Source organism: Vibrio sabulosilitoris, from assembly GCF_055391395.1.
Map to the genome: position 1 here is coordinate 1,158,597 of NZ_AP029600.1, position 24,031 is coordinate 1,182,627.

Genomic DNA, 24,031 nt, shown 5'->3' on the forward strand with positions numbered 1-24,031 from the left:
CTAATTAGCAATCGGTTTAATAGGCAGTTAGACTAAACAGCCACTAAAGATATCGAGAGATAATTATCAAGCGAATCGCTATGAGTAATCAACCACAGAACACGACCCATCCCCTGCGCTTTGACCTCAACAAAGTTGAATACCGTCAAGCAACGCCTCGATCTATTCCTTTACCCTTATTGCTCGAAGCTGACCCTAACGAGCAATCGATTAATCAATACCTCAGCAGTTCACAATGCTATTGCGCTGTATTGGACAACGACATTATTGGTGCCGTGGTGGTCAAGCTCAGCGACTCAAGCGTCTATGAAGTTCTCAACGTAGCAGTCAACCCTGACCACCAAGCCAAAGGCGTTGGCACACAACTACTGCAATACACGCTTGAACAACTCGCGATGCAGGGGATCAAGCGAGTAGAACTAGGCACGGGCACCTTTGGCTACCAACTGACTTATTATCAGCGATTGGGCTTTCGTGTAGACCGAATAGAAAAGGATCACTTCGTTAACAACTATCCAGAGCCTATTTGGGAAAATGGCATTCGCCACTTTGACATGTTGAGGCTGTACATCAACCTTTAAGTCACTGGTGAGAATTGCGGTTTATAAACCTAAGTAAAATAGGCTGTCGTTACAATCGCCCGGTTGTAGCTGTCTCATTCGTCCCTATTTAATCACCCATTGTTGTTGTGTATTTGTTGCATTTCGCGCTAAAGTGTTGCTCTGTCGTCTTTCCGGAATCCAACCATGTCCAGTCGCAAAACGTGGAAAACCCCGCACAATTTTCTGATTATGGTTTCAATCATCGTGCCGATTGCCTTCTCAAGTTGGATGGCATTGCTCAATAACTTTGTTATCGAGAAAGCCAGCTTTGATGGGGCTGACATCGGTTTGCTGCAGAGCGTGCGTGAGGTGCCGGGCTTCCTCGCCTTCACCGCTATCTTTGTGATTGGGTTTATCAAAGAGCAGCGCTTTATGATCATCTCGCTGGCGATGCTCACCCTAGGCGTGGTGGCCACCGGCTTTTTCCCTAGTATGTGGGGGCTAATGCTAACCACACTGTTGATGTCGACTGGCTTTCATTACTTTGAAACCTTAAAGCAATCCCTCTCGCTTCAGTGGCTGAGCAAAGAGGAAGCGCCTGAGATGTTGGGCAAATTGATTTCTGTTGGCGCACTTGCCTCTTTGATAACGTATGCCGCCTTGTGGCTATGTTTAGAGCAATTTCAGCTCGATTACCAATGGGTCTATCTGCTGTTCGGTGGGGCTGGGTTTGTACTCTTGGTCTGGATTGCATTTACGTTTCCGAACTTTGAAACACACACTCAGCAAACCACTAAGTTAGTGCTTCGTAAACGCTACTGGCTCTACTATGCGCTAACCTTTATGAGTGGTGCCCGACGCCAGATTTTCACTGTGTTTGCCGGTTTTTTGTTGGTGGAAAAGTTTGGCTACTCTGCAGCCGATATTACCTTGCTATTTTTGCTTAATTATCTGTTCAACTTCCTGTTTGCCAAGAAGATTGGACGTTTTATCGGCCAAGTTGGTGAGCGCAAAGCGTTGATCTTTGAATATGTGGGCTTAATCGGTGTTTTTGTCGGCTATGCCGTGGTTGAAACTGCTGAGTGGGCGGCAGCGCTGTATATCATTGACCATTTGTTCTTCGCCTTAGCGCTGGCAATAAAAACTTATTTTCAAAAAATTGCCGACCCAGCTGACATGGCCTCAACCGCCGGGGTGAGCTTTACCATCAACCATATCGCTGCAGTGGTCATCCCCGTCGCTTTTGGTATCGTCTGGCTCACCTCTCCCGCCTTGGTGTTTTATGCTGGCGCGGCAATGGCTGCTTTATCCTTGATACTGTCACTAAATATCCCTCGCCATCCTAGCGAGCACAATGAGGTTAAGGTTTTTAACTGGAACTAGCACTTAACCGGAGCTTACAGTGCCAAAACGAATGTAGCGCTAAACTAGGCGTTACTTACAATTGCAGCGTGATTGGCCAGTTAACAGCCTTGAGATAAGGTAACGATGACGAGCAAATTGCAGATAGAGCCAGTCTGCCACGGGCTTAACGCCCCTCCAGCGTAGTGGAGCATACAGCCAACCCCGGCCAACCAATTGCCAGGCCCGATGCGCTGCGTCAAGTCCGAGCAACAGCGTGCCTTTTTCGTCGATGGCGTGCAAAATATCACTGGCACGCTGTGGGTCAATCTGGGGGTAGTCTTTGACTTCTTGGCTAAAGATATCGACGGTTTTAATGCGCTCCAGCTCATCATGCTTGCCCAAGGCTTTCATCTCCTTGACGCAGAGCGGGCATGTCGCGTCGTAGAAAACGGTTAGAGTCGCCATAGTTTGCTCCTTATTGAGTCTTAGCTAGGGTTACGCGGTAAGCTTGGCAAGGATCATTTCCTCTCCCAATACAAAAAGAGCATCCGGAGGTGCTCTTTCTAGCAATCAAACCAATATGGTATTACTTTGCGTCAATCTCAGCATATTGACGAAGCAGATCAGTTAAGGTCGCGACCCACTCAATCACATTGCTTGGCGCTTGCTTGAGTAGAACCTCAACATGATTACAATGCACCTCAAGTGAAATTGCTCGCTCTAGCTGAAAAGAGACCGCATAGAAATGCCACAACAACAGACGCTGCATACGCTGAATATTTTGCGCAGCGTTCTCCGACTCGGCAAAAAGCGCAGGCAACTCTGCAAGTGCAATCGCACATAGACGCAGCATGGCATCAAACTGTGCTTCCTGCAGGCGCTCTTCAGACTCGGTCTCTTCATTCTCAAAGGTAAACAGTTCACTAACCGACTCTTCAGGCACCAAGCGGTGGATAAGTCGCAGGGCAAGCTCAGTCAATTCATCTTTATTCGACTGATTCAACGAATCGTAAGTGTAATCTAGCATAGGGATCTCAGGTTGGCCGTTTGCGGCTATTGTATGTTTTATTCCCAGTGAGATACTAGTGCCTGTACACAAAAATGCTCTCTCAACATCGGCCGCCTGCTGCATGGGCAGACAAGCTGTGGCAATATGGTTTTAGGATTGCTCAAAAAAGGATCAACTCGATGAAAAAAATTGCTGTGGTACTCTCTGGCTCTGGTGTTTTCGATGGCACCGAGCTTAATGAAGCGGTGCTAACCTTCCTAGCACTCGAGCAACATCAACTCAGTTACGAAACCTTTGCGCCGAATATTGCGCAAGCGCACTGCGTTAACCACTACTCGGGTGAAGTGGTTGAAGAGCAGCGTAACGTTCTGGTGGAAGCCAACCGTATCACTCGCTCCACCACCCAAGACCTGGATGAGTTAAACCCCGATAACTTCGATGCCTTGCTGTTTGTCGGCGGCTTCGGCGCTGCGAAAAACCTGTCCAACTTTGCCTTTACTGAGGGGGAATACGAGGTATTGCCATCAGTGAAAGCACTGATTGAACGTTTTCACCAAGACAACAAGTTTATTGTAGCCTTATGCATCACCCCAGTACTGCTGGCCAATGTGCTTTCAGGCGTTACGCTTACCCTTGGCAAGGATAAAGACATCGCAGCACTGATGCAGTCCAAGGGGCATACTCATATCGACTGTCCAACCGAGGATTGTGTGGTTGATCAAGCCAATCGATTGATCACCACGCCCGCCTACATGACAGCCCAAAGTGTGCTCGATGCCCACCTTGGTATCCAAGCAACGGTAAAAGTGCTCGCTGAGCGCATTTGACCAGATAAATCGGCAGCGAAGCGATCGAAAACCGCTTCGCTGCCCACGAGCCGTGCCGATCAACACCGTTTAAAAGTAATCGTGAGATCGCGTTAGCACCGAGCGAGCAACAACCACAAGAGTTATAACACAAACGCTTGGTAATCAATTCACTAAGCCTTAATAAGCATCGATAGCGAGAGAGTCGCTAAAGGCACTGATTCGCTATTGCTACCATCGTGACAACAAGAGCCATCAAGGATGGTTGTCACTAGATATTCAAGTTAACTACGACAGATAATGCCATACTCTTTCGCATCAACGTAATGGCCTGGCTTGCCCTCTGGCGTAGTGCACTGGTAGGTTGCTTTAACAGTCTGCAGCGCGAAAGACGAGCAAACCTTGCCGTACTCTTTCGCATCGATCCAACGACCCGGCTCACCACTTGCCGTTTCACATTGCACGTATTTGTTGTGCACGGTAAATGGCACACACAGATGGCCGTACTGTTTAGCGTCGACGACTTTGCCGAGCTTGCCACTGTCTGTGGTACAAACACTGCTGGCCTGATTGGTTTGGTTTGGATAGGCATTGTAACCTGCTTGCGCGTAACCCATAACTAGCGCGGTGCTCGCCGCCACAATCACTGTTAGTTTGTTCATTGTTCTATCTCCCTTTCACTGTTTTCAGCGGGAAGAACACTCAAACAACCACATCGGAACGCACCCGCTAACTCGATTTTACGAGTTAGATCTAGGTCACACTGTCTTAAATATTAGACAGTCGCAATACTTGGAGAACTATCAGTAAGAATAAATTGCCCAAAACAAACATCAGCACGGTGAACTCAACACAAGCGATATCTAATCGCCCCCAGAACAAAGTGATACTCGCTACCCGCCCTCTAAAACTGGACGCCCAGCATATTCAACTCTCGTTCACACTGATGTGCATCTAGAAACTGGATCGCTTTAATACCGAGACTCTGAGCCCCTGCGACGTTGTGCTGCATATCATCAATAAACACTGTCTGAGCGGCGCGCAAACTATGAGTCTCTAATAAACTTTGGTAAATCCCTGGCTCGGGTTTGAGTAAACCTAGGTCCGCAGAGACCGTCGTTCCATCAAATAACGGCCAGAAATCATAATGTAGCTGCAAATAGTCCACGATTTCATGCACGTTATCGGTCATCGCATACACGTTGTACCCGGCTTGTTTGACCCGTCTGAGTAGCTCTTGCGAACCATAAAGCGGGATCAGGCTTTGCTTGACATAATAAAACAGTTTGTCACTCTCGAGCTTTGTCAGGCCATGTTGCAGCTGATATTTGAGCTTAGCCTGCTCTTCCGTCATCAAGCCTCGATTAAGGTCGAGCCAAATGTCTCCGTGAAATAGGGTCTTGGCGAGATCAATAGCCGGTCTTGAATCTGTAAACGTTAAGCGGACAATTTCTTCTGGTGCCCAGCGGACCAATACATTACCGATATCAAACACCACGTTTTGGATTTTCTCTGGCTGCATAGAGTTCAGTTCCTTTGAGGTTATTCTGGGTTTAATTTGTATCAAAAATATTACTATTGGATTTAAATATATCACTAACCAATCCAGATTTACTCTGGTTTAATCACCCTATTAATTTCAATCTTTGCATTAATATATTTTGGCGCGAAGGTTGATGTAATCCCATTGTCTACGCTGGTGTGTTTGTTGGTCGCGGTGTCTTCCCATTTGCCGTACTGGTCATTCAAGCGAAAGTACTCAAAAAAATGGAGCAAGACAAATGACACTGTCAATCTTTTGTCATTTACGACATCTGCCCACTGGTTGCATATTGAACAGTCTTACTGTGACTTCGTATAGTAACACCGCTCAAGCTATCGACTTGCAACTTAGATACCCGGCTTGACGTTTTGATCACAGTGTAAATCTAAGGTGTATGATGAAACTTGTTCCTCTACTGTTATTGCCGACCTTGATACTGGTCGGGTGTGGCTTCGGCGGCTCTGGTACATCAGATTCAGGTCAAATTCCTGACGATGGCAACACACCGGGAGACGGAACTAATCCCGGGGATGACAATAACCCAGCACCCGGGCCTGATGACGATTTTGCTCAGCAAATGCTGTTTGCGGTCAACCAAGCGCGCCAACATGCCAGAGACTGCGGTGATAAAAGTATGCCTGCAGCATCGGCACTGACCTGGAGTTACGACCTTGAATCTGCTGCTGTAAGACACTCTAGCGATATGGCGAATGGCAATTTTCTTAGCCATACAGGCTCAGATAACAGCTCAGCGGGCGATAGGATCTCTGATACGGGATATCGAGCATCAGCGTGGGCAGAGAATGTCGCGGCAGGACAAAAAGATATTGATGCCGTAATGGCCTCTTGGCTTAGCAGCCCTGGTCACTGCGAGAATATCATGCGCACTAGCGTCACGGAATTAGGTGTGGCATTGGTTGAAAACCCTGACACGACTTACGGTATTTACTGGACGCAGGTATTCGCTGCGCCTTTATAAACCTTGTTCTTAAAAAGGTTGTAGGGCATCTGGGAGAGCTGACACACACAGTTAAAGTGGTCATGCTCTCCCCACAAAACTCAACCTTAGTATTCTTTTTTCATCTCACCTTTTCCCATCCCTCTTGGCTCTGGAAGCTCGTCTTGAGATAGAAACCCATCACTATTGACATCTAGGCTATCAAACTGATCAGCCAGCGGTCCCTTGACCTCATCTCGACTGAGTTGCCCATCACCATTGGTATCGAGCTCATCGAATAAAGGGGGCTGATGTGGTGGTTGGTTAGCAAACGCGGCCGGAGTGAGTACAGCCCCTAGGTAGGCGATAGCCAAAAGGGTAGAAACTTTATTCATAACGTGATCTTTAATGCTTTATACCCAAGTGACCTCAAGATGCAGAATTCAGAGTCCATATACAGGCTCATATCAAGGAAAATGGCTGTAGAAATGGCCATCCCTTTCAAAGTCATTTGACGCGGAGATGAGCCTGTAAATGGACTCCCTTCGGGCGAGTTTGCTTGGCTAGCCAAGCAAACTCGCTGAAACTGCATCTTGAGGTTACTTGGGTATATTACACCTTTGTCAGTTAAGCAATGAAAACTCATATTAGCGACTCATCAATGAAAGTTTCCTGTTAAAACTGCTCGTCAGTGATCTTGGCAAAGTACGTATCCAATCGATGAGAATGATCAGTTATAACAAGTCGAACAGCGAGATACCCAAGCTAAAGCGGTTCACTCTGTCGTCGTAATCAATCAAGCTCTCACCATAACCATAAAAGTACTGTGCGTAGATTTTTACTTTGTCAAACAATGGATAAGCAACATTGATCTCAACGGCTCCCTGACCATCACTGGTCAAATTGTTGCGCAAAAGCAGGCTGTAAAGCGCCCCATTGTGACGATAACCCAACACAATTTCACCATAGCCCATGTAATCTTCTATGTCGGGGTTGTCATCTCGAAGCTCAGGGTCAGGAATACGATACCAAGGCTTGAAGGCAATCACATATTGATCGCGGGTAAACTCTAGATTGGTATAGAGTCGGTTCCAACTACGAGAAAAAGGCCCATCTTCACCGTTAGAATGATGGACAAACGCAAAGTCTGCCTGAACCCAATCAAACCCGAGTAGCGAGACATTGGGGTACGTACTGAGGATCAGCTCAGGGCTGTAATTGGTTTCTCGAATCGGCGCTGAATTCTCACCATTATAAATTTGCCACCAGGATGTTTGGGTGTATGCCAGCCAGAGATCCCAATCACGGTATAGATCTTTCCATAATTTCAACTTACCGCTAATTTGAAATTTTGCTTCAATATCATCCAGCTCAGAGTCACGCCAATAAAGTGACCAATCCTCTTGATTGGGTGATGAGTTATAGGAAAAAGGTAAAATGTAATTTGCACGATGAGGAGTGAGTTTAAATACATCCCTGTCATTGTAATAATCAACTACCTGGAAAAATGACATATCACCAAAACGTGTATCATCCATCGGCTCGGCAGTGCCTTGATTGTGGCGAGTTTTGTCATAACACGCAAGTCGCTGCGTATCATCATCAATTAGATGACACTGAGACTGCGCCATCACATAGGGCGAGATAAGCATTATTATTAGCAATACCCTTTTCACAGCAATACCTCTTATCGTAGTTATTTTAGTGATTCCCTACATTCACATAGGGCGGATTTAGCTTTGTTATGATCTAGCTGACGTCAGTTATATTTTGATAATATTGTGTTTATACTTCATATATTTAGCGTGGTAGTCAATTTGAACGCTGTCAAGGAAAAATCAGGAGCGAGGATTTGATCGCTTGCGGGGACTACCCGCGTATAGAAACTAAGTCTAACTCGCGCTCTGCCTTTATTTTGGGTGTAAGGCTCGTGGAAAGCCTTTCACCTTTCTTGGCGTGGGGGATAGCGCGTCAGTTCAAGGCTTGCATTTTGTAAGCGAACTTCGCGCAGTCATCGGAGCATGGGGACCGGCTAACCAAATAGGAGTTACTCGGTTTTCGAAAAATGTCCTCATTATAAAATGTCCCCACTGATGATTAGCATCCTTTCCTTTTTATTTCTGTTGAAGAAACCATATTTCTCCATTGAGCTATTGAACAGCAATATAATCATCAGAGAGGGGCTGGTTAGGCTCAGCCGGAGCTTTCAAGCAGCTCCGACTGAAGAGTATTGCTCTCTTGTCAGTATGCGCCAGCACTATAAGTCAACTCGTAACTATGGCTATAGATCTCTAGAATATTACCAAATGGGTCTTCCATATAGATCATCCGATAAGGCTTTTCACCCGGATAGTAATAGCGCGGCGCTTTCATACGCTTCTTACCCCCGGCTGCGACAATTTTCTCCGCCAGCCCCTCGACATCCGGGTCTTGAACGCAGAAGTGAAAGACGCCCGTCTTCCAGTATTCAAAGTTGTTTTCTGGGTTTTGTGCATTTTCAAACTGGAAAATTTCGACGCCGATGCGATCGCCGGTTGCCAGATGAGCAATCTTAAAGCTATTCCAGCCTGAGCCAAAAACATCCGTGCACATCTCACCTATCGGTGAATCATCCTCAACAATCTCGGTCGGTTTCATTATCAAGTACCAACCTAGTACCTCAGTATAAAACGCCACAGCGGCCTCTAGATCAGGGACAGATATACCAATATGACTGAAGGTGCGAGGGTAAGTCGGGTTTGTGTTCGGAGGGGTGTTCATCAAGTTATCCTCTTGTGATGTGAAACGACTATTGATACGCACAAAGAATAGTTGATGATTAAAAATGTCGCGGGCAGTGAGTCACTGGATTAGGTATCCGAGATAGCAAAGTGCCATATACACCCGCTATTCGGTAACTAGAAAACCGAACTCTCTAAAGACCTCCTTTGCGTGCTCACTCGTTAAAAAGCTAAAAAAAGCATCTCGCTCTGTTTGCTGTAATGCGTCGCTCCGTGAGTGGGTAACTTTAGCGATGGGGTAAACAATCGGATCATGACTTGAAGCGGGAATATGGTGGATTATTTCAACCAGATCGGAAACCAGAGCATCAGTCTTGTACACCACACCTACCCTCGCCTCCTGCCGCTCGACCCACAGCAGAGCGGATCGAACACTATTGGCGCGCGCTAAATGCGGCTTGAGCTGCTCCCAGACGCCTAGTGATCGTAGCGCTTGTTGAGTGTAGATACCCGCTGGCACATGGCGCGGGTCGCCGACGGCTAAGCGCGTACCTTGCAGTAGTGCCTCAAACGTATTGTCTTCTCTAATTTCAGTAACAGATTCTGCCAATTGAATCGGCATAATCACCACCAATTGATTTTGCACCAAGGGAGTGACAGAGTCTTGCTCTATCGCCCCAAGCTCAGAGAGGTAGTTCATCCAGCGCACGTTGGCCGAGACAAATACATCAGCAGGGGCACCCTGAGCAATTTGTCGAGCGAGTACCGATGAGGATGCGTATGAGCGCTTGACCTTAATCTGGGTTTGCTGCTCAAACTGCTTTGCTATCTTATCCAGCGCTTCGGTCATCGAGGCCGCTGCAAATACTGTAATACTTGGCTGGGCGACAACAGGCAGCGACACCAAGCACAACATCGTAATTAACCAACGCACTAACATACCTATCCAGTTAAAGCCGTGATTTGTTTAGGTTAAGTCTATCACTAGTGATAAACTTTAGCGCTCTAAAACAGCAAAAACCCTGATTACACAGGGTTTTAAATAGTTTATATTGCACGATAGTATAAGCGTTAAGCGCCGATAATTCCGCCATCTGCACGAGTGATTACCAACACCGAAGAGCGAGGAATACTCTGACCACCATCAGGGAAGTGAGATGGCGCGAGATCCTCTCCTGGGTGCTGCACGCCAACAAACATAGCCGTGTTATCGGGTGAGAAGGTCAATCCGGTGATCTCACAAGCAATAGGACCGGTGAGAAAGCGGCGGATCTCTCCGGTCTGGGGATCGCTGCACAGCATTTGGTTGTTACCCATCCCAGCAAACTCACCTTGATTTGAGTACTTGCCATCGGTTTGAATCCACAAACGGCCAAAGCGGTCAAAACCAATACCATCTGGGCTGTTAAACATATTATCCGCCGTAATGTTGTCACTGCCTGCCATTAAACCCGATTGATGGACGGTAGGATTGCCCGCTAATACATAGATATCCCATGCAAAATGCTCGGAGGTGTGGCCTCCTCCAGCTGGTCGCCAACGAACTATGTGTCCGTAGGGATTTTTCTCACGTGGGTTTGCGGCATTAAGCGGTTGGTTTTCTCTCACGCCGCGATACTTGTTGTTAGTCAGGGTGACAAAGACCGAGTGTTGTTGTGGGTGCACCGCGACCCACTCGGGACGATCCATAGTGGTCGCCCCAACTTGTGTTGCCGCTTGGCGGGCGAAGATCATCACCGACGCAGCGTCTGCAAAACCGTTCTCAGGTGTGAGCCCGTTTTTACCCCAGGTTAGCTCTATCCACTGCCCCTGCCCTTTTAATTCACCCTCGGTACCAGTGAATTTGGCAACATAGAATGTCCCCTCATCAAGCAGGTCGTGATTAGTTTCAGCTCCTGGGCGAAACTTGTTCTTGGAGACAAATTTATACAGGTGCTCTCCCCGCTCATCATCACCAAGATACACCACCACATGACCGCTTTTATCGACCATTAGCGCTGCATTTTCATGCTTAAAACGCCCCAATGCCGTACGCTTTTTCGGCGTGGAGCTCGGGTTCATAGGGTCAATTTCCACCACCCAACCATGGCGGTGCGCCTCGTTGGGCTCGATGCCCATATCAAAGCGGCTATCGTGCTTATACCAATCATAGCCACGGTCTTGCTGATTAAGTCCATAGCGAGCATAAGTGTCCGCAAGTTTTGCCTTTCCCGGATTAGCAAAATAGCCATTGAAGTTCTCTTCACAGGTGAGGTAGGTTCCCCATGGCGTCTCACCATTAGCGCAATTGTTAAAGGTACCCAGTACCTTACGTCCACTTTTGTCTGCGCTGGTTTTAAGCAGATCATGCCCCGCCGCAGGTCCGGTAATCTCCATTTCGGTATTGGCGGTAATGCGGCGATTTAGCCGACCATTTGGATTGACGCGCCAAGTCCCGTCTTGCTTAATCAACTCAACAATCGATACTCCATGCGCCGCTTGTGCCTTAAGCGCATCATCACGACTGATCGACTGACCTTGGTGAGTATAGAGGTACTCATTGTTGGTGTACTCGTTATTGACAGCAAGCACAGCGCGGTCATCACTGAGTGAGAAGAAGGTCATCCCATCATTGTTATCACCAAATTGAAGCGCCTGTGCTTGCGCGTCATTACCTTGCTCAAACGCAGGTGCGCCTTTCACTACCGCATCGCCCCAAGAGATCAGGACATCTGCTCGATAGCCGGCCGGGACTTCAACACTATCCTTGGTCGAGATAGCAATCCCCTCAAATCCCATCAGGGCTGATGGACTAGCTACGGCACTCGCCACGGCTTGGCTCAATGGACTGGTCCCGAAGAACGCAACACTGCCGACCGCACCAGTTACCACAAGGAACCCGCGGCGCGATAAGGCAGCCTCTACAAATCGATTGAACTCTGGCTCTTGCTCTAATCGGCGTTGGTCGATGCCTTGATCTTTGCAAGGACTAAGGGGTTTACAGCGGCTTGGCTCTTTGGTGCTCATATTGCTTCCTCCATGATCTCAATGACCAAATCAGTTGGATTGCTGTGATGTTTGGAGTTAGTTTGCAGCGAACAAGTGACAGCTCAATTACATTTAGTTAACATTTTCATCTCACTAATCGCGCTTTGTTAGGCGGATAACTGATAATGTCATGAAAAATAACTTGCTCTGTTTTCGCTCGATAAGCATGGGGTTGATCGGCGTAGAAACGCTGACTCTCACCGGCACTGAGCTGATGCCATTGATTATCGATGTAAAGCTCTAATTCACCACTTATCACTAGGATATGCTCAATCACCCCATGCTCATGGGCACTGGACTCTTGCTGATGATAGTTTTCTAGTGTGATCTCAAATACCTCTAACCCTGTCTCAGCAGTGAATGGAAACTGCGTTTTCACATGCATATTGGGGTCATGAGGAAAGCTTTCGGTCTCACTAAGCGGCGACGAGTCTAGGGCAAAAAACGCGGAGTATGAGCTTTTCAGTCCACTGGCAATCTTCCATAGCGTCGCGATGGTCGGGCTTGACTCCCCTCGCTCAATTTGGCCGAGCATGGCTTTAGAGATCCCCGTCAGCTTCGCAGTCGCATCTAGGCTTAAGCCCTTTTCTTTGCGTATGGCTCTGAGATGATTAGCAATACTGGCTTTAAATCGCGTTTCCGACACGGCGGCTTCCTTTTGGTCTTGTTCACTCGGCTCTCACCGAGCGATATGCTGCATGGTTGTTAAAATAGTGTTCATCTCACCTTGTGCGCTATAACGCACAGTGCTAGGCTGTCTTTTGTGCGCTATAGCGTACATATTCAAGATTAGCAGCTCAACTAGGGATTGAAAATGACTAAACTCGACCACCTTAGCGCGGGATTTACTGCGGTACTGGTTGGCTATACCAGCGCCATCATCATCGTGATCCAGGCGGCTACCAGTCTGGGTGCCACTGACGGTCAGATAGAGAGTTGGCTTTTGGCGCTGGGTTTAGTGATGGGATTATCTTCGGTCTTTTTGTCTTGGTTTTTTAAGCTGCCCATCCTAATTGCTTGGTCAACACCCGGGGCGGCGCTACTGATCACTTTTGATGGTGCCTATACCCTTGCCCAAGCGACACCGGCGTTTGTCATCACGGGGCTGCTTATCGCTTTAACAGGCTTAATAAAACCGCTTAACCAGGCACTAAATTCCATTCCGACTAACCTTGCCTCAGCAATGTTAGCGGCTATCTTGCTACCTTTTTGTATTAACGCCTTTACCCCCTCAATGAGCTCGCCTGAGATCTTTTTCTGTATGTTTGCCGCCTTCCTGGTCAGTAAAGTCTACTTCCCCAAATACGCGATGTTGGCAATCCTGATCGTAGGCGCCTCAGTCTCTGCATTGCTTGATGAGTTCCAGGTGAGCAAGCTTGCCTTTACCCTCGCCTCGCCTCAGTTTATGGGCTGGGAGTGGGATCTCGGCGCAATCATCAACATCTCACTGCCGTTGTACGTCATCACTATGCTGTCACAGAACCTACCTGGCTTCGCGATGCTGAAGAACTTCCACTATCAACCGCCGACTAAGCCTATCTTAGTCACAACTGGGCTCGCCAATAGCCTATTTGCCCCCATTGGTGGATTCAGTGTCAATCTGGCCGCAATTACGGCAGCCATCTGTATGAATGAGAGTGTCGACCCAAGACCCGAACGGCGCTACCTCGCCAGTATCAGTGCGGGTCTGTTCTACCTTATTGCCGGTCTATGGGGCACCACGGTCGTGTCCTTATTCCTCGCTCTGCCCAATGCTGTCACCACCGTGTTGGCAGGTTTCGCACTGCTAGGCACACTATCCATGTGTTTAAATAAATCCCTCGTCGAGGGTGACAACGATGCGGCAATGCTGACACTTTTGATCACGCTGTCAGGCGTTAATCTGTTTGGCATTGATGCCACCTTGTGGGGGCTCGTCGCCGGTCTGGTATGGATAAAAATAAAGCGATACCAACAGGCATCGCTTGTCAAATACCCCGCCAAGTAACCGGGCTAGTAGCGGCGCTTCATCTTGAGCGCAACGTTAACCAAAGCGATCAGCACAGGCACTTCCACCAGGGGACCAATCACTCCAGCAAACGCTTGGTCAGAGTTTAGGCCGAACACCGCAATCGAGACGGCAATCGCTAACTCAAAGTTATTGCCTGATGAGGTAAAGGCAATCGAGGCATTTTGATCGTACGGTAGCCCGAGCTTTTTGCCGGCGTAAAAGCTGATAAAGAACATCGATAAGAAGTAAATAATCAGCGGAACCGATACCAACAGCACATCACCGGGCAACTCAAAGATCATCTCCCCTTTTAGGCTGAACATCAGCACAATCGTCGCTAGCAGAGCAATCAGCGTGATGGGTGAGATACGCGGAATAAACACCTGCAGATACCACTGCTCTCCTTTTGCAGCGACTAACCATTTACGGCTAAGGTAGCCAGCAAGAAAAGGAATACCAAGATAGATGGCCACGCTTTGAGCAATCTCCAGCACGGTTATGTCGACATTAAACCCTTGCAGCCCAAGCATTGGTGGCAGCACGGTGATAAACAGCCAAGCAAAGAAGCTGTAGGTGACAATCTGAAACGCGCTATTGAGTGCCACTAGCGCCGCGCCATATTCTTTGTTACCGCCACTGATATCATTCCAAACCAAGACCATTGCGATGCAGCGTGCTAAACCAATCAGGATCACGCCCACCATGTAGCCGGGATGGTCACGCAGAAAGATCACTGCGAGGGCGAACATCAAGATGGGCCCGACAATCCAGTTCATCACCAGAGACAGAGTAATTGCGCGGCGATCCTTAGTCACGCTGCCAAGTAGGCTATAGTTCACCTTAGCCAGTGGTGGATACATCATCAAAATCAAACCAATCGCCAACGGAATATTGGTGCTACCGACGGTCATCGCCTCGTTCCACTCTCCGACTTGCGGGAAGATGACCCCAATCCCTACCCCGACGGCCATAGCGAGGAAGATCCATAAGGTTAGATAGCGATCCAAAAAGCTCATTTTTTTCGCTGCGGTGGGTTCCATGTCTGCAAGTTGCTCAGTCATCACTGTCTCTCGTTTTATTATCAAAACTTTGAAGCCTTGTCGGTCATACGTCACTTAAATATACGTACAACCATATATTCGCTAAATCATATATGAAAACCACACATGGTCAACGGGTGTCATAAAACGATCACACTTGTAAGCAGTGTTGCCCATAAATCAAAGAGACAGCCATACGGCTGCTTCTTTACTAAAGCCTTGCCTGAGCAATAGGAGAGATAACCAATCTAAACGAGTAAATTCATCGTTGTTGTGCACACCAACTTTCTAGAATAAGTGAATTATCGAGACTCAAAACTGAGTGCACAAGTTACTTGCTACACTTCATCTAGATTCAAATAACGAGATCACATCAGTTTCGATTTTACCCAAATGAACTTTCTAGCCCACCTTCACATCGCTCATCACTGCAACAGTAGTATGCTCGGCAACCTACTGGGAGACTTTGTAAAGGGCGATCCTCACAAACAGTTTGGAAAGGATATCGCCAATGGGATTTTGCTGCATCGATTTGTCGACTCTTATACCGACTATCACGACACAGTGTTGCTGTGTAAGTCGAAATTTGACCAAAACCAGCGTCGTTTTTCTCCGATAGCACTCGACATGTTTTGGGATCATTGCCTAGCCAAGCATTGGCAGCACTATCATTCACAACCATTGGCTAGCTTTGTCGCGTTTGCCAGAGCACAGATTAATATCACCCATCCAGATTTGCCGGCGCGCTTTGTTTTAGTCTCACAGCATATGTGGCAAGAGCGCTGGCTAGAGTCCTATCAAGAGTTTGACAATATTCTCTATGCCTTAAATCGAATCGCTCAACGCAGTCCTAGGCTCGCAGCACTGTCTGACTGCCAGCACAGCTTAGTAAAGCATTATAATTATTTTGAATCACACTTTGATACCCTCTACCAAGAAGTCTTGACCAGTGCCTCGCATAGACAGTCTCAGCTGATTCGCACTAAAAAGTAGATAGATCGGATACAAGCGCTAAGGGTAAATTATTGACTGTCGACTTTATCAATACGGTGGCATGTTCTACGGTTTTAAAAGCACCTAATTTAGTTGGAGCAGTGATCATGAGAACATTGGCGATATCACTCATAGCGTTAGTATCATTCAGTACTTTCTCGATGACCGAAGCAGAAATGTGTGAGCAGTATGGACGCGATCTCGCGAGCAACTCCGAGGATCAGCAAATGCATTTCTTGAATCAGTTTGCAGCAAAAAACTCTGCTGGGGAATGGAGATTAAGTATTGAGGAGTGCAACATGTCCATCCAAGAAGGCAAACATGAGTACAACTTCGAGGTCGAAACTATGCTCAGTGACGATTAACTTGCCTTAGTATATGAAACTTGGCCACGCTCTCTCAAGTGGCCGTTTTACCGCCGTTATTTAGGTGGGGCGCATTTATGCACACAGCGCTATTTTCACTTGAAACCTCTAGGTAGAAACCTGGTTTTAGTATTTTGTCGCTCGCGCTTAGCTGCAATAGACCGATTTGTGCCAAATAGGACCCTGAGTTGATACCAAGTCTCTAAGCACAAGGCTCTACCTTGGCTCACCCACCAAGTCTGTTGATACAGTCGTTTATTGGCAGCAATCGAATCTGGTGACCGCTCAGCACACTCGAGAGCAAGTTGATAGGCCGCATCATACGGGTCTTTGGCGATCTTAGTGATCAATCCATACTCTTTGGCTGACTGACTATCTATCACTTTCGCGGTCATTGCTAACTCTAACGCATGGTCTTGCCGCATCAGTTCGCGAAAAGCAATTGAGCCGCCCATATCAGGGATCAGCCCCCACTTCCCCTCCATAATGGAAAAGCTGGCATCATTACTCGCAATCCGAAAATCCCCCCCACACACGAGCTGCAGCCCACCACCCCAGCATCGTCCATGAATAGCAAAGATGACCGGGCAAGGGACTTTACGCCATGCCAGACTAAAACGCTGGGCGGCATTGGGGGTTGTCGGCCACCATTTGTAGAGTAAGCGCATCGCATCCACCTTGCTGGTTAAAAGCGACTTAATATCAAGCCCGGTACAAAAATCCGTTCCGTTTGCTTTTACAATGACGGCACGAATGTTTTTATCCTTTTTCAATTGCTTGGTCACCGCCAAGATAGCATCAAACATGGCCATATCGAGTGCATTGAGTTTCTCTGGGCGATTAAGGCTCACTGTCGCAATGAACTGCTCGTCAATATCACAAGTGACACGCGGTGGGTTTGTCATCCTTCTCTTCCCTTGTCGATTTTCTGATACTTATAGGATAGGAAGTGAGCAGGTAAGTAAACAGTAGGGTCAAGAGTTTCACTGCCCCGGCTCTACGGTTTCAGAGTGCTCAATTAAAGCGTTATGTCGCTTTGCAAGACGGTCCCTTGTGTTGAGGGCGCTCACCACCACTTGCTCAAACTTCTGCATATTTATTGGCTTGGGTAGCACACCACTAGTGCCAACAGCGGCAAATTCCTCGAGTGACTTATCCGATAAATCTGCAGTCCAACCAAAAATTATCAAGCTAGAACGCATTTTTTGCAGAATAGGGATCAATTGCGGGCCGGTCATACCTGGCATATGATTGTCCACCAGTAAAAAGTAGTAATCATTTTGCTTGACGAACTCAATGGCTTGCTCATGACCGATGGCGACATCCACCTGTAACCCAAGCTTTTCACACCACTTTTTTCCAACGATAAGATTGACACGATTATCATCGACTATCAGTATCCGAGCACCATCGGGCGCTGTCCAACTCTCATCTTGTTTAGATGACTGCTCCTCTCGCTGCGCCTCCTTGTGACACTCCAGCGGCAAACTCACCCGAAACACACTGCCAATCTCAGGTGCACTGTCTATCTCGAGTGTCCCCTTCATCAGCTCGATGAGTTTGACCACTATCGACAGTCCAAGCCCGGCACCTTCGTAATTGCGTGAGGTTGAGTTATCTACCTGAGTAAAGGGTTGCAGTATCGCTTTAATCTTGTCTTCCGCTATCCCTATTCCTGTATCACGAATCTCCATAATTAAGCTTGTCTGACCCGCTTGCCAAGGGAATGTACAGGTGACACCACCATGAGATGTAAATTTGACGGCGTTGCTCAAAAGGTTAAACAATACTTGCTTCACGCGCGCTTCATCGCCCTGCCAAATGATATCGGCTGGTGTTTGATCGACAATATTAAGCTCGATGTTTTTCTTCTTACACGCTTCATCGAACAAATATCCAACCAAAAAGGTCATATTCGGTACTTTAAAATCATGTTGTTGCAAGACCAGTTGTTGTTGCTCTAACTTGGAAAAATCCAGCACGTCGTTCAGGATCAGCATCAGGTGCTCACCCGACTTATTGATCACTTTACAGTTTTGCTTTTGCTGCCCACTCAGCTCCTGTTCCATTACCTTAGCCATACCGAGAATCCCATTCAGGGGGGTACGGATCTCGTGACTCACCACGGCAAGAAAGTCATCTTTCGCTCGATTAGCCGCCAATGCTTGCTCTTTTACCTCTTGCAGCTCTTGATATTGGCTGTGCATATCCTTCGACATCTTGTTGAAGGCCTGGATGACCTGACCGACTTCATCGCTACGATGGTGCGGGATCTGAACACCAGGTCCACTGCGTCCAATTTGATTGATTGCGAGAATTATTTTGTCTAAGTCGCGCGTGAGTAACCAGCCAAACAACAGCGAGACGATTGAAACACATAGAATTTCGAAACCCGCGATACCTAGTAGATAGCTGGCCGAGTCAGTCACGACATTTTGAATATGGCGCCCATCAAACAGTACCTCAATATGACCTATATGCGTACCTTCAAAGTCGATATTAGCGGTTTTGTTAAAGTAGCCTTCGGGTAAAGCTGTGCTTTTCTCAGTGAGGTAATCACCAACACTAACAACGGCTTGATCATCAATATACATCTTCACGTTGGTGATATTAACATCGCTCAAGGCACTCAATGCTATCCGTTCCAGAACGGCCAAATCATAAGTCAGCAGTGCATCGGCCGAAGTGATCCGAATAAGACTCATTGCCGCGGTCATTTTACTCTCGAACTGCTCTATATTTGAGTTGCCAATGAATCTGACAGCGAAAAACACCAGAATCACGAGAAAAATCAACTCAATGATGGCGATACCTAGAACTGTTTTGGTGCGAAATTTCATCCCTGGCTATACCCCTTGTTCACTGAGATTCCGACTCATAATCGGCCATTAGCAGCCGCACATCATCCCATTCTCGATCTTGTGCGGTGGTAAAGCCTTTGAGTCTTAAAGGAGTCAGCAACTCTGGTGCGCGTTCCTCAAGGTTTAAAAATGCTTGCTGAATTTGCAGTACGGTCGCTTGGGGCATAGAAGGGTGAACTGCAATCGCATGAGGTGTATACCCATCACTTTCCCACACCACTGTGAGTTGCTCCGTAATGGATTTATCCATCGCGTTAAAGGTGCGCATAACGCCCCCTCCAGCGATAAATACACCCTTTGCCACATTGTGATAAACCGAATCGTGCGAGCGGACATAAACTGGCGTGTAATCGATCTCATTTTGCTTTAGGTACCCCTGACTCAAGATACTCGCCGCAAAAGCGACAGGAGATGGAAACGCCAATCGCTGACCTGATATATCGGATAGAGAATCAAGCCCACTATCCTTATGTGATACCACAATGCCACGGATTTTCTTATCACGCGCTTTTGCAATGGCTTGATAACCCAGGTGCTCGTGACTTTGAATATATTGGAACGGGTTCATGTAAACCAGATCATACCGACCTTTGGCAAGCTCTTGATCAAATTGGGATATTGAAGGCTTGGTAGTAAAGCGAATATCAAGGCCGGTTTGTTGACTTAGAAAGTTCGATACTGGTATCCAGTGTTCGGCCACACGCGTCGCCGATTGCTGAGGTACAATACCAAACCGAATTACCGTTGATGCCGATAACGGAACACAGACCAGCAGCAAAGCAGCACTGGTACTTTTTACCCAAGCTTTTCCCATAGAGCCAACCACTTGTTTTTATATCACACAATGCAGTTAGGAAGATAAAAACGAAATCTCAACTTTTTGTCAGTACAAAATTTAAGCAACACACCCGCTCAAGGCAAAAGCTGGTTGCAGCACAGTAAACAGCAAGTAATGACGTGTGGTAGATAAGCAAGAGGCACCGGCTGCGCAGGTGCCTTATACAATTTTATTACCACAAACTAGATAGGCTTTTTCGATATTCATTGCTGACGCGAAGCAATGACCCGTTTGTACGTGTTTATTGGCGTGTCGCCTTGGGTGTGTTGGCAGCGCACTGGTTGGCATCCGTCTCTGTGCCATTGAGCGTCCCGCAAACATCAGCGCGCCAATTGGCAACAATGCCCCAGATGCGTGTGGATTGCTTACCCGCTTTACCATCCCACTGCGCCTCTAAATGAGCTTTACTGATGGACGGTATTCCGCCAATGCCGCCACTTCCGCCTGCGCTTTGTGCAGCGACCGCAAATGATGAGATTAATAAGGTTACTGTGAGTCCAATTCTTCGAAGCATATTGTCACCATTGATCCCTTGATTCTAAACTTACTGCTTGACGTGTAGAGGGGCACGACATCAAGCAATATTTGATCATCTCTAACGTCTTTCCTTCCTCTTTCGTAGTGACTATTAATAGAAATCATAGTAGAAAATCGATGGGTTGCTGTTAACAGGCGTGGTCAATGGCATCCTTTAGGCCGCGCTACTTAGTCAATGACAATAGTCGATCCTATCTCAGTAATCCTTTCAACCGTCACTCGAGACTAAGGATAGATAGCAGTTTCTTTTTCTTATCTGGATCAACATATTGCTCAAAGTGTTCTATCAAGTAAGACAACTTGGGCGCGATCTTGCGTTTAGAGAATGGTCGACTTGGATGTGAGTAATAGTAATTCTGTTGATGTTTTGGACAGGGGGTAAAGTCACCAAACATCGACACTTGAGTAATAATCTCGTTTTGGAAATACGATTGATTTACCTCTATCGCCCGACAAGCCCTTTGGTAACCTTCATCACTAGTGACATAAACAGCGGAAGGATAACGCCGGCGAAAGCGGTGTGAACTGCAGCAGTGGTGGGTGTGAAGGTGAACCGTCACCAAGGCTTTTATATTGATGATGCTCGGCTTAAAAATCACCGCCACCGCCTCATAGCGACCTGACTGCCCTGATACCCTTACTCAACCTTGGGTAGCGCTTATTACGCCGTTAAGTGACTGGAATACGGCTTCCATGCACCAGTAACAGGTACCTGAAAAGTAGATTTCTTGTACACCTTTAGGCAAACCTTTACACCTCTTATTAGCTCAACGCTGTAGCGAGCGCCGTTGATTACGGCCTTCTCCTAGTATAGAGGCGTGATCCTTCGCCGGTTAACCAGCGCAAGTTAAGCCTCTTAGATTTAATCCTCAACAATGAAAACATCTAGTACGTTCATATGTGTTTCACAAACCCCGACTAGTCTTACCCGCTATTCAAATCCTGTGGTTGTATTCAAGAGAAACAATGAAAAAGCTAAGCCAAAACTGGGACTCAATTGAGTGGGTTCTTACTGATGTCGATGATACGCTGACCTGTCACGGCCATCTTCCTCCGCAAACTTTGCAGGCGTTGCAAGCGCTACGTGATGCAGGAAAGAAAGTGGTTGCGGTCACGGGTGCCTGTGCTGGCTGGGGTGATCATATCGCTCAGCTATGGCCGGTTGATGCCGTTCTGGCAGAAAATGGTGCGGTGATCATGGAGAAACAAAACGGCTATCTGGTTCGGCATGGTTTGACCGACATGGCAGAGCTTGCGAAAAAGCAACAACAATTAAAGGTGCAGATTGGCAAAATCCTCAAGTCTTATCCAGGCCTTGAGTTCACACTCGATCAAGCTTACCGAGTGTGTGAGGTGGCTATCGATATCGGCCAAAACCGCCCCGCAGTCGATCCTGATATTGTTGAGCAGGTCGTGAGCGACATCCACCAGCTTGGCGCCAATGCGACAGCAAGCTCGATTCATATCAATGCTTGGTATGGTGAGCACTCTAAACGCATAACTGCTGAGTATTTTCTCAAACTGCAGGGGCTAAGCGATAAGCAAATCCTTGCCCAGTGTTGTTATGCCGGAGACTCACCCAATGATGTCGCCATGTTTGCATGGCTGCCAAATAGCATTGGCGTTGCTAATATTGAGAAGTACTGGGATAAGTTAACCCACAAACCAGCGCTTGTTATGAGCAAGCCTGGCGGCTACGGCTTCGCTGAGTTCGCCGAGCTACTGCTCGCACATCAAAGCGCAACAAGCTAGAAATTATTTCAATAAAGTTCATTATATTAGGGGGAAGTACTCTTCCCCCATCACTCTGGATTTGGCTCAGAAAACACGGGCTCATCAAGACAAAAAAGGTAGCGACCTGCCCTATCGCAACTCGAGCAAGTAGCATGTAACGGAGACTCAAACTCATCAATGTAACGAAACCCTACCCGCTCATAGAAGCGTCCAGCTTCAACAACATTCGCTTCAACACTGACCTTGTCAACACCACGCTGGGCGCAACTGTTGAGAAACGCCTTCACCATGTGCGATCCAATTCCTTGGCCTTGAAACTCGGGGGCAATCACAAACAGCAGCACCTCACTGCCCCAATCTTTGCATAAAGACTTGCGGTTCAGGCTGTGTTGTGAGATCCGCTCCCAAAGATCTTTTTTCCGCTGCCGAACTTCGCCAGATAAACACCATAGTTTTACGAGCTTGCCCAAGCTCTGCAGCGAGTAACCAAGTGATGGTTTCTTTTGCCTCTCACGACGATTATTGCCAAAGATAAAGCCAATAACTTGACCATTGGCCTCTGCAACCAAACTGAAATTACTCACCTGCGGAGCGCCAGATGTATAAAAATAGGCCATTAACTTGGCCAATGAATTGGGGGCAAAGTGCTGCTCAAATTGCCATGCTTGGCTGACTAATCTTTCACAATCTGAGTAATCCCTAGGTTGGTATTGTCGATAGCGTACCTTGTTACTCGTAGTCATAACACTTCTCCAATACAAATTAGACTATCAACAATTTAATCAACTTCGCTATGAAAAGTAAACAATTGATATTACTATATTTAGTCCGATTAATGCACTTGATTTTCAAGTTGTGAGGTGGGAGCATTTCGCGCTACTGCCATAGAGGTAATATAAACTGCGCTTGGTTCTGGCACTGTCTAAACGCCCGCGCCTCGGTCTTTATATCGCCTAGTTCGCCAATGCTCATCGGTATGTAAATTGGACTAATCAGGGCAATATCGCGCTCGATTAAGGTACCTTCAGTTGAAATTTCCCCTTTTTTAACAGGCAAGAAAAAGGATTGCATCGAAAAAACCAGATGACGCCCTCTTCCCCGACCATAGCCAAACAAGGCTCCGGTCTGATGAATGGCAAATCCAAGCTGATCTGGCGCAAACTGGTTGCCTGGGGGCAAAAAGTGAAGATACGTATTTTGCCGACCAGGATAGGTGACCGCGTAACGCTCCGAGTACCAAGGACTATTGCGATCATAGAAGGGTGTTGTTTCAAGCTGCGTCTTGTTTAACTCAACTTTACTCTCAGCTTTACCGGCACGCACTTTGTGCGGTTTTCGATTTTCATAGCGCCAAAGCATCGCGCAGACCTCGCCAGTGAATGACTTTACCGAAGAATAAAAACCAGGGTCATTGAGGATGCGACTTTTATCTTCCCAAGGATTTTTCAGCTTCATATCCTTGTAGTAAGCGTGGAGTTGATTAAAGCTCTGGCGACTCACCGGATAGAGGCGATCAGATTCGATTGCATTAACATAAAATCGCCCCTGATCAGTTGCAGACAGTTTGGCATAATCATGTGCGTGGGCTGCGAGACTAGAAGACACAACCAAAATGGCTAGCAAGAAATGTTTGTGCATCACTCACCTCATGGGCAATATCCATTTGCAGGGGCTCGTACAACCTTGAGCAGGGCTCATCGACTAGATTAGCAGCTATCGTTCGGTAAAATTGCTACTCCTATCAA

At 47.2% G+C, this 24,031-nt stretch carries 25 protein-coding genes and 1 pseudogene; 8 read left to right on the top strand and 18 right to left on the bottom strand.

Features of this window, described 5'->3' with window-relative positions; all coding sequences use genetic code 11:
* The first annotated feature begins 80 nt into the window (after nt 1–80).
* Both ACZ5R2_RS20680 and ACZ5R2_RS20685 read left to right on the top strand, forming a co-directional pair.
* Nucleotides 81–581 (top strand): GNAT family N-acetyltransferase, encoded by a 501-nt coding sequence (locus tag ACZ5R2_RS20680; protein WP_464902739.1) that lies wholly within the window; start codon nt 81–83, stop codon nt 579–581.
* Nucleotides 582–746: 165 nt separating this feature from the next.
* Nucleotides 747–1,925 (top strand): MFS transporter, encoded by a 1,179-nt coding sequence (locus ACZ5R2_RS20685; protein WP_464902738.1) that lies wholly within the window; start codon nt 747–749, stop codon nt 1,923–1,925.
* 51 nt (nt 1,926–1,976) lie between these two features.
* On the opposite strand, the gene ACZ5R2_RS20690 is transcribed toward ACZ5R2_RS20685, so the two are convergent.
* Together ACZ5R2_RS20690 and ACZ5R2_RS20695 are read right to left on the bottom strand one after the other, a co-directional pair.
* The gene (locus ACZ5R2_RS20690; RefSeq protein WP_464902737.1) at nt 1,977–2,351 is read right to left on the bottom strand and encodes a thiol-disulfide oxidoreductase DCC family protein; all 375 of its coding nucleotides are present in this window, start codon (nt 2,349–2,351) and stop codon (nt 1,977–1,979) included.
* 121 nt (nt 2,352–2,472) lie between these two features.
* Nucleotides 2,473–2,913 (bottom strand): exoribonuclease R, encoded by a 441-nt coding sequence (locus ACZ5R2_RS20695; protein WP_464902736.1) that lies wholly within the window; start codon nt 2,911–2,913, stop codon nt 2,473–2,475.
* A gap of 161 nt (nt 2,914–3,074) precedes the next feature.
* On the opposite strand from ACZ5R2_RS20695, the gene elbB reads away from it, so the two are divergent.
* Nucleotides 3,075–3,722, top strand: coding sequence for an isoprenoid biosynthesis glyoxalase ElbB (gene elbB / locus ACZ5R2_RS20700; protein ID WP_464902735.1), 648 nt, complete (start codon nt 3,075–3,077; stop codon nt 3,720–3,722).
* Nucleotides 3,723–3,985: 263 nt separating this feature from the next.
* Here elbB and ACZ5R2_RS20705 read toward each other — a convergent pair whose 3' ends face one another.
* Entirely contained in the window at nt 3,986–4,363 is a 378-nt protein-coding gene (locus ACZ5R2_RS20705; RefSeq protein WP_464902734.1) for a hypothetical protein, read from the bottom strand.
* 242 nt (nt 4,364–4,605) lie between these two features.
* Nucleotides 4,606–5,223, bottom strand: coding sequence for an HAD family hydrolase (locus ACZ5R2_RS20710; protein WP_464902733.1), 618 nt, complete (start codon nt 5,221–5,223; stop codon nt 4,606–4,608).
* 418 nt (nt 5,224–5,641) lie between these two features.
* Between ACZ5R2_RS20710 and ACZ5R2_RS20715 the strand changes: the two genes are divergently transcribed.
* Nucleotides 5,642–6,223, top strand: a complete 582-nt coding sequence (locus tag ACZ5R2_RS20715) for a CAP domain-containing protein (RefSeq protein ID WP_464903655.1) — start codon at nt 5,642–5,644, stop codon at nt 6,221–6,223.
* Nucleotides 6,224–6,309: 86 nt separating this feature from the next.
* Here ACZ5R2_RS20715 and ACZ5R2_RS20720 read toward each other — a convergent pair whose 3' ends face one another.
* The 6 genes from ACZ5R2_RS20720 to ACZ5R2_RS20745 form a co-directional block, all read right to left on the bottom strand.
* On the bottom strand, nt 6,310–6,576 hold the full coding sequence (locus ACZ5R2_RS20720; protein ID WP_464902732.1) for a hypothetical protein: 267 nt from the start codon (nt 6,574–6,576) through the stop codon (nt 6,310–6,312).
* Between the two features lie 339 nt (nt 6,577–6,915).
* Nucleotides 6,916–7,833 carry a phospholipase A gene (locus tag ACZ5R2_RS20725; RefSeq protein ID WP_464902731.1) on the bottom strand — a complete coding sequence of 306 codons (918 nt, stop codon included), beginning with the start codon at nt 7,831–7,833 and terminating at the stop codon, nt 6,916–6,918.
* Between the two features lie 589 nt (nt 7,834–8,422).
* Nucleotides 8,423–8,941 (bottom strand): lactoylglutathione lyase family protein, encoded by a 519-nt coding sequence (locus tag ACZ5R2_RS20730; protein WP_464902730.1) that lies wholly within the window; start codon nt 8,939–8,941, stop codon nt 8,423–8,425.
* A gap of 126 nt (nt 8,942–9,067) precedes the next feature.
* Nucleotides 9,068–9,835 carry a molybdate ABC transporter substrate-binding protein gene (modA, locus tag ACZ5R2_RS20735; RefSeq protein WP_464902729.1) on the bottom strand — a complete coding sequence of 256 codons (768 nt, stop codon included), beginning with the start codon at nt 9,833–9,835 and terminating at the stop codon, nt 9,068–9,070.
* A 137-nt stretch (nt 9,836–9,972) separates the two neighbouring features.
* A complete protein-coding gene (locus tag ACZ5R2_RS20740) occupies nt 9,973–11,907 on the bottom strand; it encodes a PhoX family protein (RefSeq protein ID WP_464902728.1) in 1,935 nt (644 codons plus the stop codon).
* A gap of 106 nt (nt 11,908–12,013) precedes the next feature.
* The gene (locus tag ACZ5R2_RS20745) at nt 12,014–12,574 is read right to left on the bottom strand and encodes a helix-turn-helix domain-containing protein (protein WP_464902727.1); all 561 of its coding nucleotides are present in this window, start codon (nt 12,572–12,574) and stop codon (nt 12,014–12,016) included.
* 168 nt (nt 12,575–12,742) lie between these two features.
* Here ACZ5R2_RS20745 and ACZ5R2_RS20750 point away from each other — a divergent pair, with 168 nt between their 5' ends.
* The gene (locus ACZ5R2_RS20750; RefSeq protein ID WP_464902726.1) at nt 12,743–13,915 is read left to right on the top strand and encodes a benzoate/H(+) symporter BenE family transporter; all 1,173 of its coding nucleotides are present in this window, start codon (nt 12,743–12,745) and stop codon (nt 13,913–13,915) included.
* A gap of 5 nt (nt 13,916–13,920) precedes the next feature.
* Here ACZ5R2_RS20750 and arsB read toward each other — a convergent pair whose 3' ends face one another.
* Nucleotides 13,921–14,979 (bottom strand): ACR3 family arsenite efflux transporter, encoded by a 1,059-nt coding sequence (gene arsB, locus ACZ5R2_RS20755; protein ID WP_464902725.1) that lies wholly within the window; start codon nt 14,977–14,979, stop codon nt 13,921–13,923.
* 372 nt (nt 14,980–15,351) lie between these two features.
* On the opposite strand from arsB, the gene ACZ5R2_RS20760 reads away from it, so the two are divergent.
* Both ACZ5R2_RS20760 and ACZ5R2_RS20765 read left to right on the top strand, forming a co-directional pair.
* Nucleotides 15,352–15,951, top strand: coding sequence for an acyl carrier protein phosphodiesterase (locus ACZ5R2_RS20760; protein WP_464902724.1), 600 nt, complete (start codon nt 15,352–15,354; stop codon nt 15,949–15,951).
* Between the two features lie 107 nt (nt 15,952–16,058).
* On the top strand, nt 16,059–16,316 hold the full coding sequence (locus tag ACZ5R2_RS20765) for a hypothetical protein (RefSeq protein ID WP_464919446.1): 258 nt from the start codon (nt 16,059–16,061) through the stop codon (nt 16,314–16,316).
* Between the two features lie 95 nt (nt 16,317–16,411).
* On the opposite strand, the gene ACZ5R2_RS20770 is transcribed toward ACZ5R2_RS20765, so the two are convergent.
* From ACZ5R2_RS20770 to ACZ5R2_RS20790, 5 genes and pseudogenes are all read right to left on the bottom strand, one after another.
* Nucleotides 16,412–17,221, bottom strand: a complete 810-nt coding sequence (locus tag ACZ5R2_RS20770) for a crotonase/enoyl-CoA hydratase family protein (protein ID WP_464902722.1) — start codon at nt 17,219–17,221, stop codon at nt 16,412–16,414.
* A gap of 78 nt (nt 17,222–17,299) precedes the next feature.
* Nucleotides 17,300–19,156: an ATP-binding protein gene (locus tag ACZ5R2_RS20775; RefSeq protein WP_464902721.1), complete on the bottom strand. Its 1,857-nt coding sequence runs from the start codon at nt 19,154–19,156 to the stop codon at nt 17,300–17,302.
* Between the two features lie 19 nt (nt 19,157–19,175).
* Nucleotides 19,176–19,991: a phosphate/phosphite/phosphonate ABC transporter substrate-binding protein gene (locus ACZ5R2_RS20780; protein ID WP_464902720.1), complete on the bottom strand. Its 816-nt coding sequence runs from the start codon at nt 19,989–19,991 to the stop codon at nt 19,176–19,178.
* A gap of 265 nt (nt 19,992–20,256) precedes the next feature.
* Nucleotides 20,257–20,529, bottom strand: coding sequence for a hypothetical protein (locus ACZ5R2_RS20785; protein WP_464902719.1), 273 nt, complete (start codon nt 20,527–20,529; stop codon nt 20,257–20,259).
* 238 nt (nt 20,530–20,767) lie between these two features.
* Nucleotides 20,768–21,298 (bottom strand): annotated as a pseudogene (locus ACZ5R2_RS20790) (peptide-methionine (S)-S-oxide reductase).
* 220 nt (nt 21,299–21,518) lie between these two features.
* On the opposite strand from ACZ5R2_RS20790, the gene ACZ5R2_RS20795 reads away from it, so the two are divergent.
* Nucleotides 21,519–22,304: an HAD family hydrolase gene (locus ACZ5R2_RS20795; protein ID WP_464902718.1), complete on the top strand. Its 786-nt coding sequence runs from the start codon at nt 21,519–21,521 to the stop codon at nt 22,302–22,304.
* A 50-nt stretch (nt 22,305–22,354) separates the two neighbouring features.
* Here ACZ5R2_RS20795 and ACZ5R2_RS20800 read toward each other — a convergent pair whose 3' ends face one another.
* Nucleotides 22,355–23,029 carry a GNAT family N-acetyltransferase gene (locus tag ACZ5R2_RS20800; protein ID WP_464902717.1) on the bottom strand — a complete coding sequence of 225 codons (675 nt, stop codon included), beginning with the start codon at nt 23,027–23,029 and terminating at the stop codon, nt 22,355–22,357.
* A 133-nt stretch (nt 23,030–23,162) separates the two neighbouring features.
* Entirely contained in the window at nt 23,163–23,924 is a 762-nt protein-coding gene (locus ACZ5R2_RS20805) for a hypothetical protein (protein ID WP_464902716.1), read from the bottom strand.
* Nucleotides 23,925–24,031: the final 107 nt, after the last annotated feature.

What these genes read in the sequence shown, in the direction of transcription:
- ACZ5R2_RS20680 (WP_464902739.1), top strand. Translation starts at nt 81, where the DNA reads ATGAGTAATCAACCACAGAACACGACCCATCCCCTGCGCTTTGACCTC.
- ACZ5R2_RS20685 (WP_464902738.1), top strand. Translation starts at nt 747, where the DNA reads ATGTCCAGTCGCAAAACGTGGAAAACCCCGCACAATTTTCTGATTATG.
- ACZ5R2_RS20690 (WP_464902737.1), bottom strand. Translation starts at nt 2,351, where the DNA reads ATGGCGACTCTAACCGTTTTCTACGACGCGACATGCCCGCTCTGCGTC.
- ACZ5R2_RS20695 (WP_464902736.1), bottom strand. Translation starts at nt 2,913, where the DNA reads ATGCTAGATTACACTTACGATTCGTTGAATCAGTCGAATAAAGATGAA.
- elbB (WP_464902735.1), top strand. Translation starts at nt 3,075, where the DNA reads ATGAAAAAAATTGCTGTGGTACTCTCTGGCTCTGGTGTTTTCGATGGC.
- ACZ5R2_RS20705 (WP_464902734.1), bottom strand. Translation starts at nt 4,363, where the DNA reads ATGAACAAACTAACAGTGATTGTGGCGGCGAGCACCGCGCTAGTTATG.
- ACZ5R2_RS20710 (WP_464902733.1), bottom strand. Translation starts at nt 5,223, where the DNA reads ATGCAGCCAGAGAAAATCCAAAACGTGGTGTTTGATATCGGTAATGTA.
- ACZ5R2_RS20715 (WP_464903655.1), top strand. Translation starts at nt 5,642, where the DNA reads ATGAAACTTGTTCCTCTACTGTTATTGCCGACCTTGATACTGGTCGGG.
- ACZ5R2_RS20720 (WP_464902732.1), bottom strand. Translation starts at nt 6,576, where the DNA reads ATGAATAAAGTTTCTACCCTTTTGGCTATCGCCTACCTAGGGGCTGTA.
- ACZ5R2_RS20725 (WP_464902731.1), bottom strand. Translation starts at nt 7,833, where the DNA reads ATGCTTATCTCGCCCTATGTGATGGCGCAGTCTCAGTGTCATCTAATT.
- ACZ5R2_RS20730 (WP_464902730.1), bottom strand. Translation starts at nt 8,941, where the DNA reads ATGAACACCCCTCCGAACACAAACCCGACTTACCCTCGCACCTTCAGT.
- ACZ5R2_RS20740 (WP_464902728.1), bottom strand. Translation starts at nt 11,907, where the DNA reads ATGAGCACCAAAGAGCCAAGCCGCTGTAAACCCCTTAGTCCTTGCAAA.
- ACZ5R2_RS20750 (WP_464902726.1), top strand. Translation starts at nt 12,743, where the DNA reads ATGACTAAACTCGACCACCTTAGCGCGGGATTTACTGCGGTACTGGTT.
- arsB (WP_464902725.1), bottom strand. Translation starts at nt 14,979, where the DNA reads ATGACTGAGCAACTTGCAGACATGGAACCCACCGCAGCGAAAAAAATG.
- ACZ5R2_RS20760 (WP_464902724.1), top strand. Translation starts at nt 15,352, where the DNA reads ATGAACTTTCTAGCCCACCTTCACATCGCTCATCACTGCAACAGTAGT.
- ACZ5R2_RS20765 (WP_464919446.1), top strand. Translation starts at nt 16,059, where the DNA reads ATGAGAACATTGGCGATATCACTCATAGCGTTAGTATCATTCAGTACT.
- ACZ5R2_RS20770 (WP_464902722.1), bottom strand. Translation starts at nt 17,221, where the DNA reads ATGACAAACCCACCGCGTGTCACTTGTGATATTGACGAGCAGTTCATT.
- ACZ5R2_RS20775 (WP_464902721.1), bottom strand. Translation starts at nt 19,156, where the DNA reads ATGAAATTTCGCACCAAAACAGTTCTAGGTATCGCCATCATTGAGTTG.
- ACZ5R2_RS20780 (WP_464902720.1), bottom strand. Translation starts at nt 19,991, where the DNA reads ATGGGAAAAGCTTGGGTAAAAAGTACCAGTGCTGCTTTGCTGCTGGTC.
- ACZ5R2_RS20785 (WP_464902719.1), bottom strand. Translation starts at nt 20,529, where the DNA reads ATGCTTCGAAGAATTGGACTCACAGTAACCTTATTAATCTCATCATTT.
- ACZ5R2_RS20795 (WP_464902718.1), top strand. Translation starts at nt 21,519, where the DNA reads ATGAAAAAGCTAAGCCAAAACTGGGACTCAATTGAGTGGGTTCTTACT.
- ACZ5R2_RS20800 (WP_464902717.1), bottom strand. Translation starts at nt 23,029, where the DNA reads ATGACTACGAGTAACAAGGTACGCTATCGACAATACCAACCTAGGGAT.
- ACZ5R2_RS20805 (WP_464902716.1), bottom strand. Translation starts at nt 23,924, where the DNA reads ATGCACAAACATTTCTTGCTAGCCATTTTGGTTGTGTCTTCTAGTCTC.